The sequence below is a fragment of the Amycolatopsis sp. NPDC101161 genome (assembly GCF_044768185.1).
Taxonomy (GTDB): Bacteria; Actinomycetota; Actinomycetes; order Mycobacteriales; family Pseudonocardiaceae; genus Amycolatopsis.
Window position 1 is genome coordinate 71,146 of sequence record NZ_JBIWPI010000003.1, and the last position, 11,990, is coordinate 83,135.

Here is an 11,990-nt window from a genome sequence, read left to right on the forward strand (position 1 = left end):
CCCGTTCAACCACCCGGCGAAGAGTTTCATTCCGCAACTCAGCTGGTCTCCCGGGCCACCCAGGACTGCAGGTCGTCGCCTCGGACGGCGGCCGCCATCAGCTCGGGGAACTGGTCCGGTGTGCACGCGAACGCCGGCACTCCCAGCTCGGCCAGGGCCGCCGCGTTCTCGTGGTCGTACGACGGCGCCCCCGAGTCCGAGAGTGCCAGCAGCGTCACCACCTGGACTCCCGCGCCCACCAGCTCGGCGATGCGGTGCAGCAGCTCGTCCTCGTCGCCGCCCTCGTACAGGTCGCTGATCAGCACCAGCAGCGTCTGCTCGGGCCGGCCGACCAGGCCCTGGCAGTACGCGATCGCCCGGTTGATGTCCGTGCCGCCGCCCAGCTGGGTGCCGAACAGCACGTCGACCGGGTCGGCGAGGTGCTCGGTCAGGTCCGCGACCTCCGTGTCGAACGCCACGAAGGACGTCCGCAGGGCCCGCATCGACGCCAGCACCGCGCCGAACAGCCCCGAGTACACCACCGACTCCGCCATCGACCCCGACTGGTCGACCGCCAGGATCACGTCCCGCTGCACCGCCTGCTGCCGCCGGCCGTAGCCGATCAGCTGCTCCGGCACGATCGTGCGCAGCTCGGGGGAGTAGTGCTTGAGGTTCCGGTGGATCGTGCGCGCCCAGTCGACGTCGCCCGGTCGCGGACGGTGCGTGCGCGACGCCTTGTCCAGCGCCCCCTTGATCGCCGCGCGCGTGCGCTCGGCCAGCCGCTCCTCCAGCTCCTCGACGACCTTGCGGACGACCTGGCGCGCGGTCTCCTTGGTCTCCTCCGGCAGCACCCCGTTCAGCGACAGCAGCGTGCCGACCAGGTGCACGTCCGGCTCGACCGCCGAGAGCAGCTCCTTCTCCAGCAGCATCCGGGTCAGCCCGAGCCGGTCGACCGCGTCGCGCTGCATCACCTGCACGACGGTGCTCGGGAAGTACCGCCGGATGTCCCCCAGCCAGCGCGCGACCCGCGGCGCCGACGCGCCCAGGTTCGCGCTGCGCGGCCCGCCCGCGGCCTCTTCGTCCGGCTTGTCGTAGAGGGCGGCCAGCACGGCGTCGACCCCACTGTCCTCATCGGACAGCGGGGCGTCGGCCAGCCCCGACCCCTCGCCCGCGCCTTCGGCACCGAGCACCAGCCGCCAGCGCCGCGCGCGTTCCGTGTCCGCGGTCATGCCCCCACCCCCAGCAACGTCGCCAAAACGGGCAGCACGCGCTCCGCCCGGTCCTCGTCCAGTTCCTCGGCCACCGCGACGACCGCCGCGGTGCCGTCGAGGCCCGCCGCCCGGTGCCCGATCGCCCGTTTCTCGGGTCCGCTGAACGCACCGAACGTGCGGCGCAGCAACGGAAGCACCTCGGTGAAGACGTCGGCGGGGATCGCCGAGAGCCACGCGTCGATCACCCGCAGCAGGCCTTCGTCGTGCACCAGCAGCAGCGCGCCGCCGTCGAAGAAGCCCTCGACGTACGCCGCGCCCGCCGACGGCGCGATCCCCGGCGTGAGTGCGCGGCCCAGCCGCAGTTCGATGTCGAGCGCGTCGAGCAGCCCGGCGTCGTGCAGGATCCGGGTGAGGCGCCCGGCCAGCAGCGGCGGCAAGGACGGCCGTTCGGCCAGCCGCGCCAGGGCCGAGAGCCAGCGTTCCTTGGGCTCCTCGCCGAGCAGCGACGTCGAGTCGTGCACCCCGTCGACCAGCTGGGCCATCCGGGCCGCCGCGTCGTCGTCGATCCCGTGCGTCGCCGGCGGCAGGCCGGCGCAGATCCGGTCGAGCATGCGGTCGGCCACCGCGCGCAGTGCGCCGGTGTCGGTGCCCCGGACGTTCCCGTAGCGCGTCGCCCGGGCCAGCGCGGGCAGCGCCGACATGAGCCGTGCGACGTCCGCGTCCGCCGCCGCCCGCGCGTCGAGCGCCGCCAGCGCCTCGGGCAGCGCCTCCGGCAGGTCGGCGAGCAGGCAGTTCTCGACGGCCGTGGTCACCTCGTCGAGCGGGGGCGTGCCCTCGACGGTGCCGCGGACCGCGGCGGTCGCCGCCGACGGCACGGTCGTGCCGTACACCGCGGCCGCGACCAGGTCGACCTCGAACGCCGGTTCCCAAGCCAGCGCCCACGTCTCCCGGAACGTGCCCTTGTTCCGCCGCGCCGACGCCTCCCGGCTGCCCCACTCGATGCCGAGGATCCGCAGCCGGTGCAGCAGCTTCGACCGGTCGAGGCCGCCGGGTGTGCGCAGGTCGAGGTCGAGCTCCTTGACGACGGGATCCTTCTTGAGCCGCAGGCGTTTTGCCGTCGCGGTGAGGTCCGCGGCCAACGGCGGCTGCGGCACCCGGTCGGGCACCTCGCCGAGCCGTTCGCCGACCACCAGCCGCCGCGTGACCAGCTCGACCTGCACCTCGTCGCCGCCGCACAGCACCGACCGGGTGGCCTCGGTGACCTCGGCCAGCCCGGCCGACGACCGCCCGCGCAGCGTGGCCAGGGTTTCGGCCAGCCGGACCGCCTCGATGACGTGCGCGGTCGAGACGGGCAGGTCCTCTTCGCGCAGCACTGCCGCGACGCCGGCCAGCCAGCGCGTGGTGACGTCTTCGGGCGTGGTGAAGAGGTGGTGGTACCAGCCGGGGGAGCGCACGCCCGCGCCGTAGCCACTGGCCGTCGCGAGGCGGCCGTGGGTCCACGGAACCCAGGTGCACGCGACCTTCCGCTTCGGCAGTCCTTTGAGGACGGTCTGGTCGTGCGACGCGGGCGGTAGCGGGTCGGCCATCGCGGGCACGTGCCAGGCGCCGCAGACGACGGCGATGTTCTCGAAGCCGTCCTTGCGGGTGCGGCGCAGCACCGAGCGCATGTAGGCCTCGCGCCGCGCTTCGCTGCCCCGGGGCGGTTCCTCGTCTTCGCGCACCGCCGTCATCGCGTCCGCGATCACCTCGAACGGGTTTTCGTCGTCACGCCGCGACTCGACGACGTCGTCCCACCAGCGTTCCGGGTCGTCGTAGCCGCCGGCCGAGGCCAGCAGCGCCAACGGGTCGACCGGCGGGCCGGCGTGCTCGTCCGGGCCCGCGGCGAACGTGTGGGCGGCCGGGAGGTCGCAGAACCGCACGGGAATCCCGGCTTCGCGCGCGTACGCGAGCGCCTGCCACTCCGGGCTGAAGACGGCGAAGGGCCAGAACGCGGCGCGCGAGACGTCGTCGGTTGCGTACGCCAGCAGCGCGACCGGCGGCTGCATGGCCGGGTCTTCGGTGAGCTCGACCAGCGCGTCGGCTTCGGGTGGGCCCTCGATCAGCACGACGTCGGGCTCCAGTTCGGCGAGCCGCTTCGCCACGGCCCGGGCGGATCCCGGGCCGTGGTGGCGGATGCCGAGCAGGTGGGTGGTCACGAGATCTCCTGGCCCGCCCGGTAGAAGTCGGCCCAGCCGTCGCGCTCGCGGACGACCGTCTCGAGGTACTCGATCCAGATCGCGCGGTCGGCCACCGGGTCCTTGACCACCGCGCCGTGGATGCCGGCCGCGACGTCGTGCGGGCGCAGCACACCGTCGCCGAAGTGCGCCGCCAGCGCGAGGCCGCCGGTCAGCACGCTGATCGCTTCCGCCGTCGACAGCGTGCCGGACGGCGACTTCACCGCCGTGCGGCCGTCTTCGGTGCGGCCCGAGCGCAGCTCGCGGAACACCGTGACCACCCGGCGGATCTCGGCCAGCTCGGCGGCCTCGACGGGCAGCCGCAGCGACGTGCCCAGCTCGGCGACCCGCCTGCTGACGATCTCGACCTCCGCCTCGGCGCTGTCCGGCAGCGGCAGCACGACGGTGTTGAACCGCCGCCGCAGCGCGCTCGACAGCTCGTTGACGCCCTTGTCGCGGTTGTTGGCCGTCGCGATCAGGTTGAAGCCCGGGCGCGCCTGCACCTCGGTGCCCAGCTCGGGGATCGGGAGCGTCTTCTCGGAGAGGATCGTGATCAGCGAGTCCTGGACGTCGGCCGGGATGCGGGTCAGCTCTTCGAGGCGGGCGAGCTTGCCGTCCCGCATCGCGCGCAGCACCGGGCTTTCGACCAGCGCGGCGGCGCTCGGGCCCTCGGCGATCAGCCGGGCGTAGTTCCAGCCGTAGCGGATCGACTCCTCGGACGTGCCCGCCGTGCCCTGCACCAGCAGCGTCGAGTCGCCGCTGATCGCGGCCGAGAGGTGCTCGGACACCCACGTCTTCGCCGTGCCGGGCACGCCGAGCAGGAGCAGCGCGCGGTCGGTGGCCAGCGTCGCGACGGCGACCTCGATCAGCCGCCGCGGGCCGACGTACTTCGGGGTGATCACGGTGCCGTCCGGCAGCGTGCCGCCGAGCAGGTACTCGACGACGGCCCACGGCGACAGGTTCCAGTTGGGCGGCTTGGCCCGGTCGTCGGCGGCGGCCAGCGCGGCCAGCTCGGCGGCGTGGTCCTGTTCGGCGTGCGGCCGGAGGACGGTGGGGGCGGTCATGCGAGCTCCTCGTACATTTCGCGGCGGAAGTTCAGCGTTTCGGTGAGCGCCCGGCGCCACGGACCGGCGTCCATGGTCAGGCGGGTGGTGGCCAGCGGGTGGCGCAGGCACTCCGGCGGGACGGCGCGGGCGATCACGACGGCGGCGTGCGAGACCAGGCGGTGGTCGGCCTGGCGGGCGATCCAGTCGAGCAGGGCGGTGCCGAGCTCCTTCGTCCACGGCCGGGGCAGCTCGTGCACCAGCCGCGCGAACGATTCGACGGGCAGCCGGCCGATCAGGTGCCCGACGGTGGCGGCCTGGCTCGCCGGGCCGAGCACGCCGAGCAGCGGCGGCGTGGTGCGGCCGCCGGGGTCGGCGCCGATCAGGGCTTGCGCCCAGGTTTCGTCGCGCTGGCGCAGGGCGGCGGTGGCCCAGGAGTCGCGCAGGACGCCGGCCGGGCAGCCTTCGACGGTCATCCGGACGACCTCGGCAGGCGGGCCGAACTCGGTCCAGAAAGCCAGCGGAGCGGCCGCGACGAGCGTGCGCAGCCGGACGGTGCCGTCGCCGCGTTCGCCTTGCGGGACGGTGATTTCCAGGACCCGGCCCCGGCGGCGGACCAATGGCCGGAGGCGATCGGCCATGCTTTCGCCGTACCGCGTGCCGGGCAGGCGGCCGAGCAGCTCGGCGGCCCGTTCCCGGACGGCCGCGGCGCGGTCGGCGAGGGCGGCTTCGAGGAAGTCTTCGTCCACGGCTTCGAGGTGGCCGGCGAGCACGCCGAGGAAGTCCGACCGGACGTCGGCGGGTTCGCTCTTCCAGGACGCGCGGAGGGCTTCGCGGGCCGCGGCGGGGTCTTGGGTGAGCGTGGTGGCGAGCCAGCGGCGGCGCTGGGCGAGGCTGCCGTACTGCCAGACGTCCTTGCCCGCCTCGGCCGGCGCGCAGAGGAAGGCCCAATCGGGGTTCCGCTGCCCGAGCCAGGCCCCGACGGGCCCGGCGACGGCGACGAGCGGCCCGCGCAGGGCGGCCTTGCTCCGCGCGGCTTCGGCGAGCAGGGGGAGGGTTTCCGGCGGGACGCGGTAGTCCGTGCCCGCGACGATCCCGAGCCACTCCAGGAGGAGGTCGGGATGGCTGGCGGCGAGCAGGCGGGCCAGGCGTTCCCGGGCGAGGGGCGGCACGAAGGGCCGTTCGTCCGGGGCCGCGACGGGCAGCGGGCGGACGTCGCGCAGGGGCTGCCGCCCGGCCCGGCGGTAGGTGGTGAGGACGGCCGCCGCGGCGAGGAGCTGCTCGGCGGGATCGTCGCGGTCTCGGACGAGCTCCTGGACCGCGGGCGGCTGGGTGGCGGGGTCGAGCGTGCGACGGCGGGTGCCGAGGAGCGCGGTGCCGACGAGGTCTTCCCAGGCTTTCACGGCCGCACCTCCTGCTCGTGGGCAAGGGAGAAGTTCACAGCCGCACCGCCCGGTCCTCGTGCCAGCACGTCAGCGGGCGCAGACCCGCCGGGCTCCACTCGCCGGCCACCGTCAGCGGCCGGCCCGCCGACATCGCCAGCAACGACCACGGGAACGCGTACGGCACCAGCGGCACCGCCGTTCCGTCCTTTTCGGACAGACACCAGCCGCTGCCGTGTTCCGCCGGCGTCACGCCCGACAGCAAGACCGGCCAGCGCTCCAGCCACGGATCCGCCGCCATCGCCCGCGCGTAAGCCGCCAGCGCGTCGGAAATCGACCCGCCGGACGCCGACGGGGCCGCCAACGGGATGCCACGCTCCACCACCAACGCCCGCAACGGTGCCGCACCCGGGTAGAACGCCAGCTCCGCCGTCAGCAAATGCCCTGGTGGCAACGAAGAATCCAGCGGACGGCCCGGCGGCGCGAACGACAGCACCAGTGCGTCCCGGCCCGTGTCACGGCCGCGCAGCCACGTCCGGCGGGTCAGCAGCCGGTCGTTCTCTTCGTCCGCCGCGCCCGTGATCAGCCACTCGTCCGATACCCGCTCGCCCTGCTCGAGCACCCGGGCCGTCTCGACCGAAAACCCCAGCCGGGTGCGGACCGTTTCCGCCAACGGCAACGGCAGTGCGGCCAACCGCGTCGCCGAGTCCGCCAGCAGGTACACCAGCGACAGCTCACCCAGCAGCGCCTCCGGCCAGTCGCGGCGGCCCACGATCCCCGCCGCCCGGCGCAACCCGCCCGCCAGACCGGACGCCTGCGCGTCCACCATCCGCGCCGCCACCGTGCGCAGCTCTTCACCGCCGCTGCGCTCGAACCCGGCGAAACCCGCGCCGATCCGGTCGGTCAGCCAGATCTTCAGCTCCGCGACGCCGCCTTCGACCCGCGCTGCCCGCTCCGAAGCGCGTCGAGCGGCCGCTTCCTCGTCCTTGGGGCCGGCCGCCTCCGCGCGTTTCTCCGCCTTGCGAGCGCGGTCGGCGCGTTCGGCGAGCCACGTGTGCACCCACTCGGGTGGTTCGGCCGGCGGCACCTTTCCCGCCGCCCACACCAGCAACAGCCCGAGCGCGTGCTTGCACGGGAACTTCCGGCTGGGACAGGAACACCGGAACGCGGGCTCGGCGAGCTCGACGCACGTCTGGTACGGCGTCTTGCCACTGCCCTGGCAGAAGCCCCACACGGCGTCTTCGGACGCACCCGCGCCCGACCACCTCGCCGGCGCGGCCAGCGCCCGGCCCGCCTTCTCCGAAGCGGGATCCGGCGCCAGCCCGGCCACGCGTTCCGCGGTCCACGGCACCGCCGTCACCACCTGTCCCCCCACTGTCGCCCTCGCTTTCCGGTACTCGCTGAAGCATGCCAGCACCCACCGACAATTTCCGGAAGCCTTGACGAACCGAGCTATTCCAGCACTAGAATATCGACGTGCTGACCGACGCGGAACTGACCGTCCTCGGCCTCGTCGTCGAGCGGCCGAGGCACGGCTACGAGCTGGACGAAGTCGTGTCCGAACGCGGCATGCGCGAGTGGACCGCCCTCGGCTTCAGCTCGATCTACTACGTCCTCGGCAAACTCCGCGACCGCGGCCTGGTCGCCGAGGTCGCGGAAGAACGCGCACACGCCAAGGCCAAGAAGACGTACACGGCCACCGACGCGGGCCGGCGGGCCTGCGCGGCGGCCGCGGAGGCGGCGGTCGCCGAACTCCGTCCGGTGCACCCGCCGGTGCTGGTCGGGCTGGCCAACAGCCCGGCGATCCCGCCCGGCCGGCTCGCCGCCGCGCTGGCCCGGCGCGCCGAAGCCGTCGAGGAACGCCTGGCCGAAGTGCGCCGAGCCGCGGAAGCCGACGCCCCGCCGTTCGTCCGCGCGATCTTCGACTACTCCATCAAGCAGCTGGAAGCGGAAGCCGCCTGGCTGGAAGGACTGCCCTGATGCCCTACGACGTCAAGAAGGACCTGAAGCAGCTGTACGCGCCGAAGAACACCGACTGGGCGCTGCTCGACGTGCCCGAACAGCAGTTCCTCGCGATCGACGGCCAGGGCAACCCGAACACGGCGGAGAGCTACAAGAAAGCCGTCGAAGCGCTCTACGCCTTCGCGTACACGATCAAGATGACGGCCAAGCGCACCGGCCAGGACTTCGTCGTCGGCCCGCTCGAAGGCCTGTGGTGGGCCGAGGACTACACGGCGTTCACCGTGCGCGCCAAGGACTCCTGGCGGTGGACGATGCTGATCTCCCTGCCGGGACACGTCGGTGAGGAAGCCGTCGAAGAAGCCCGGGAATCGGTGCGGCGCAAGAAGAAGATCGACCCGCCGGTCCGCCTCGAGAAGCTGCACGAAGGCCGCTGCGCGCAGGCGCTCCACATCGGCTCGTACGACGACGAAGGCCCGCTGCTCGCCCGCCTGCATGACGAGTTCCTCGCGGAGCACGGGCTGAAGGAAACCGGCCTCCACCACGAGATCTACCTCGGCGACCCGCGGAAAACCGAGCCCGCGAAGCTGAAGACCGTGCTGCGTCAGCCCGTCGGCTGATCGAGCTCGGCGAGGCCGCTTTCCCACCGCGCCCGCCGCTGCTCGGACGTCTGCTCCCACCACGGCTCACCGCGCTCGCCCAGCGCCACTTTCGCCGTCTGGGTGCGTGCGCGGTCCTGGACGCGCCGCGCCGCCATCAGGTGCTTCTGCAGGCGGTCGCGGACGTCGTCCGGGATCTCGGGGTCCGTCGCGCGCCACCGGCGGCCGTTCACGACGATGTAGCGGCCGTCCGGGGTGTGCTCGGGCATCAGTACTCGCTGCTGACCGGCCAGGTGTCGTCGTGCAGGAGGCGCTTGAGGATCTTGCCCGTCGCGTTGCGGGGGAGGTCCGGCACGAAGTACACGTCGCGCGGCACGGCGAACCGGGCCAGCCGCTGGTGGATGTAGGCCCGGATGTCCTCCGCGTGCAGCGAGGCGCCGCGCCGCGGGACGACGTACGCCGCCAGCCGCTGGCCCCACTCCGCGTCCGCCACGCCGACCACCGCGGCGTCGTGCACGCCGGGCAGCGCCACCAGCGCCTCTTCCACCGGACGGGGGAACACGTTCTCGCCGCCGGACACGATCATCTCGTCGGCCCGGCCGGTGACGAACAGGCGGCCCGCCGCGTCCAGGTAGCCGACGTCGCCGGTGGCCATCAGGTCGGCCGCGCGCGCCGGGTCCTTCCCGTTCGTGTAGCCGTCGAACAGCATGTCGTTGCCGACGAAGATCTGGCCTTCGCCGCCGGGCGGGACGGGCTTGCGGTCCTCGTCGAGGATCGCGACGCGCGTACCGAGCGGGCAGCGCCCGGCGGTGCTCGGCGCCGCGCGCAGGTCGGACGGGCCGGCGATGCTCGCCCAGGAGACCTCGGTCGAGCCGTAGAAGTTGTAGAGGACGTCCCCGAAGGTGTCCATGAACTGCGTGACGAACGAGCCGGACATCGCCGACCCGCTGCTCGCGACGATCCGCAGCGACGACAGGTCGTAGCGCGCGCGGACCCGCTCGGGCAGGTCCATGATGCGCTGCAGCATGATCGGCACCGCGAACAGCGCGTCGCACTTCTGCTCGGCGATCGCGCGAAGTGTTTCCTCGGCGTCGAACTTGCGGATCAGCGCGAGCGACGCCCGCAGCGCCATGCCGAGCTGCATCGCGGCCAGGCCCCAGCTGTGGAAGAGCGGCGCCGCGACCAGGATCCGGTCGCCGGCGCGCAGCGGGATGCGGTCGAGGATCGCCGCGGCCGTCCCCATGCCCTTCGGCGTGGGGCGGCGCGCGCCCTTCGGCGTCCCGGAGGTGCCGGACGTCAGCACGACCACGCGGCCCGGTCGGTCGACGGGCTTGGGCGGGTCGGCGGGGGCGGCGTGGATCAGCTCGTCGACGGTCGGGTAGCCGGTCTCGGCGTCCGGCCAGGTGCTGATCCGGGCGAACTCGCCCGGGACGTTCGCGATGGTCTGCGCGAACTCGTCGTCGGCCAGCACGGCGGCCGGCTGGTGCTCGGCGAGCACGTCCTTGACCGAAGCCGCGGACAGGCCGGTGTTGAGCAGGATCAGGTCGGCGCCGAGCTTGCTGGCGGCGACGAACGACTCGACCATCGCGGCGTGGTTGCGGCACATCAGCGCGATCCGGTCGCGTTCGCCGACGCCGAGCTCGCTCAGCCCGTTCGCGAGCCGGTCGCTGCGCTCCTGGACCTGCTTGAAGGTGCGGAGGCTGCGCTCGTCGTGCAGCGCGGGCTCGTCCGGGACGCGGGCCGCCGCGGCCTGGTAGCCGCCGGCGATGGTGGCGCCCCACTGCGCGAGGGAGCTGAGCTGGCGGGCGATCTTGTCCGGCCGGCCCGCGGACAGGACGCCGGCGCGCACCAGGACGCTCGTGGTGCGCAGCTTGGTGGCCTTGTTGCCGTCGCGGTCGGCGTCGGGGTCGGCCTGCCCGGCGAGGTGCAGGTCGAGGCGCCGGGCGAGTGCGCGGACGTCCTTCTTCACCGACGACACCAGATCGGTGTGCGACGGCGGCAGCATCATCCGCACGAACAGCTCGGTCTTGCCGCCGGCCAGCGGTCTCAGCTCGAGCGAGACCCACGTGCCTTCGTCGGGGACGCCGCACCACACGACGTGCTCGCCCGGCCGGTACACGACGGCCTGGACCTGCGCCTCGATGATCGGCCCGCGTTCGGGCGCGATCCGGATCACGCCCCGGGGCCCCCGGCCGCGCGCGGCGTGCTCGACGATCTCGCACCCGGCGATCTCCGGCACGAACCGCGAATACCACTCCGGCGAACCGACGATCTGCCACACCACATCCGGCGTGTGCCCGACCACGGCGCTCGCCTCGACTACATCGTCACGCATCGTCTGCCCTCACCGCAGGGGATCACCGAACACACGTTCAGGTCACGGAGACGTCACAGTAACAGCAAACGGGTGATCCGGGATACTCCGAACGGCCAGATACCGGAGAGTAACGGACACTCGTAGTAGGTCTTCCTAGCGTCCACTGTGGAGTGATTAACGCCGTTCACCGAGCATAACGGCCACGGGGAGTGTGCGCAGGGTTGTCGGCAACGTCTTGAACGACTCATTGATGACCTCTGACGATTTGAACGGCCTGTTCCTGTCATTTCGGGGCATACCGGGCAATCAGCTCACGGCCGAGGCGGGCGAGCTCGGCTTTCACGGACTCCGGCGACTCCACCTCGACCAGCGCACCCCAGCCCGCCAGCTCCTGCGCGATCATGATCGGCGCCGGTGCGGCGACCCGCGCGCGGACGCGGTCGCCGGGCAGGTCCGCGACCCGCTCGCAGTGGCGGCCGAACCGGTCGCGCAGCACGCCGAAGTAGCGGCGCTCGAGCACCACGTCCGCGGTGAGCAGCGACCGGCGCTTCTCGATCTCCTCGACGACCTCCGCCCAGACCTTCGCCAGTTCGAGGTCCGCCGGGCGGTCCGCGGCTTCCTCGGTCGGGGCGGGCTCGACGATCCGGTCGACCCGGAACGTCCGGCGCCCGGCCGGAGTCCCGGCGACGAGGTACCAGACGTCGTCCTTGTCGACCAGCCCCCACGGGTCGACGAGCCGCTCGCGCCCGCTGTAGGTGAACCGGACGCGCCGGCGCGCGATCACCGCGTCCCGCAGCAGCTCGACCACCGGCGGCCGGTCCTTGACCCGCTCGCCCCAGCCGGCCGGGTCGACGACGATCGCGTCCGCGGCGGCCTCGGCGTCCGGACGGAACGTCCCGGGCAGCGCGCCCATCAGCTTGCGCAGGGCCGACTTGACCTCTGGGGAGGCGGCCGCCGCGGGGCCGGCCAAGAGGAAGAGGGCCTGCGCCTCGCGCGCGGTGAGGCCGGACAGGTCGGTGCGCGCGCCGCCGACCAGCTGCCACCCGCCACCGCGGCCGGGCTGCGGGTAGACGGGCACGCCGGCCGTCGAGAGCGCTTCGAGGTCACGGCGAGCGGTGGCGACGGAGATTTCCAGCTCGGCGGCGAGTTCGGCGGCCGTGACCCGGCCGCGCGTCTGCATCAGCAGCAGGGTGGCGACAAGACGGTCGGCGCGCATGGACGAAGTGTCGCAAACAAAGTGCTCACTCGGTGAGCACTTTGACTCCGCATGATGGCTCCAGATCGCTT

Annotated in this window: 10 protein-coding genes; 2 read left to right on the top strand and 8 right to left on the bottom strand. The window is 73.1% G+C overall.

Translation table 11 applies throughout. The annotated features are described in order from the left end of the window. Positions 1-38: 38 nt before the first annotated feature. Genes ACIRSS_RS22110 through ACIRSS_RS22130 form a run of 5 tightly spaced genes read right to left on the bottom strand, consistent with a single transcriptional unit; the run spans position 39 to position 7,203 of the window. Positions 39-1,208 carry a VWA domain-containing protein gene (locus ACIRSS_RS22110; protein WP_400897751.1) on the bottom strand — a complete coding sequence of 390 codons (1,170 nt, stop codon included), beginning with the start codon at positions 1,206-1,208 and terminating at the stop codon, positions 39-41. Continuing rightward, positions 1,205-3,385 (bottom strand): DUF5682 family protein, encoded by a 2,181-nt coding sequence (locus ACIRSS_RS22115; protein WP_400897753.1) that lies wholly within the window; start codon positions 3,383-3,385, stop codon positions 1,205-1,207. The genes ACIRSS_RS22110 and ACIRSS_RS22115 overlap by 4 nt, the downstream gene beginning before the upstream one ends. After that, positions 3,382-4,467 carry an AAA family ATPase gene (locus ACIRSS_RS22120; RefSeq protein ID WP_400897755.1) on the bottom strand — a complete coding sequence of 362 codons (1,086 nt, stop codon included), beginning with the start codon at positions 4,465-4,467 and terminating at the stop codon, positions 3,382-3,384. The genes ACIRSS_RS22115 and ACIRSS_RS22120 overlap by 4 nt, the downstream gene beginning before the upstream one ends. Further along, on the bottom strand, positions 4,464-5,849 hold the full coding sequence (locus ACIRSS_RS22125) for a DUF5691 domain-containing protein (protein ID WP_400897757.1): 1,386 nt from the start codon (positions 5,847-5,849) through the stop codon (positions 4,464-4,466). Before ACIRSS_RS22125 ends, ACIRSS_RS22120 begins: the two co-directional genes overlap by 4 nt. A gap of 34 nt (positions 5,850-5,883) precedes the next feature. Next, complete coding sequence (locus ACIRSS_RS22130; protein ID WP_400897759.1) at positions 5,884-7,203, bottom strand: SWIM zinc finger domain-containing protein; 1,320 nt, start codon at positions 7,201-7,203, stop codon at positions 5,884-5,886. Positions 7,204-7,304: 101 nt separating this feature from the next. Here ACIRSS_RS22130 and ACIRSS_RS22135 point away from each other — a divergent pair, with 101 nt between their 5' ends. Both ACIRSS_RS22135 and ACIRSS_RS22140 read left to right on the top strand, forming a co-directional pair. Further along, on the top strand, positions 7,305-7,808 hold the full coding sequence (locus ACIRSS_RS22135; RefSeq protein WP_400897761.1) for a PadR family transcriptional regulator: 504 nt from the start codon (positions 7,305-7,307) through the stop codon (positions 7,806-7,808). After that, the gene (locus ACIRSS_RS22140; protein WP_400897763.1) at positions 7,808-8,407 is read left to right on the top strand and encodes a GyrI-like domain-containing protein; all 600 of its coding nucleotides are present in this window, start codon (positions 7,808-7,810) and stop codon (positions 8,405-8,407) included. Before ACIRSS_RS22135 ends, ACIRSS_RS22140 begins: the two co-directional genes overlap by 1 nt. On the opposite strand, the gene ACIRSS_RS22145 is transcribed toward ACIRSS_RS22140, so the two are convergent. From ACIRSS_RS22145 to ACIRSS_RS22155, 3 genes are all read right to left on the bottom strand, one after another. Continuing rightward, entirely contained in the window at positions 8,392-8,655 is a 264-nt protein-coding gene (locus ACIRSS_RS22145) for a hypothetical protein (protein ID WP_400886749.1), read from the bottom strand. The two genes, ACIRSS_RS22140 and ACIRSS_RS22145, sit on opposite strands and share 16 nt — an antisense overlap. Then, positions 8,655-10,721 carry an AMP-binding protein gene (locus ACIRSS_RS22150; RefSeq protein WP_400897765.1) on the bottom strand — a complete coding sequence of 689 codons (2,067 nt, stop codon included), beginning with the start codon at positions 10,719-10,721 and terminating at the stop codon, positions 8,655-8,657. The genes ACIRSS_RS22145 and ACIRSS_RS22150 overlap by 1 nt, the downstream gene beginning before the upstream one ends. A gap of 265 nt (positions 10,722-10,986) precedes the next feature. Beyond that, entirely contained in the window at positions 10,987-11,919 is a 933-nt protein-coding gene (locus tag ACIRSS_RS22155; protein WP_400897767.1) for a helix-turn-helix transcriptional regulator, read from the bottom strand. Positions 11,920-11,990 lie beyond the last annotated feature (71 nt).

Excerpts from the sequence above, each read along its gene's own strand:
- ACIRSS_RS22150 (WP_400897765.1), bottom strand. The coding sequence starts at position 10,721 with ATGCGTGACGATGTAGTCGAGGCGAGCGCCGTGGTCGGGCACACGCCG.
- ACIRSS_RS22140 (WP_400897763.1), top strand. The coding sequence starts at position 7,808 with ATGCCCTACGACGTCAAGAAGGACCTGAAGCAGCTGTACGCGCCGAAG.
- ACIRSS_RS22155 (WP_400897767.1), bottom strand. The coding sequence starts at position 11,919 with ATGCGCGCCGACCGTCTTGTCGCCACCCTGCTGCTGATGCAGACGCGC.
- ACIRSS_RS22110 (WP_400897751.1), bottom strand. The coding sequence starts at position 1,208 with ATGACCGCGGACACGGAACGCGCGCGGCGCTGGCGGCTGGTGCTCGGT.
- ACIRSS_RS22145 (WP_400886749.1), bottom strand. The coding sequence starts at position 8,655 with ATGCCCGAGCACACCCCGGACGGCCGCTACATCGTCGTGAACGGCCGC.
- ACIRSS_RS22120 (WP_400897755.1), bottom strand. The coding sequence starts at position 4,467 with ATGACCGCCCCCACCGTCCTCCGGCCGCACGCCGAACAGGACCACGCC.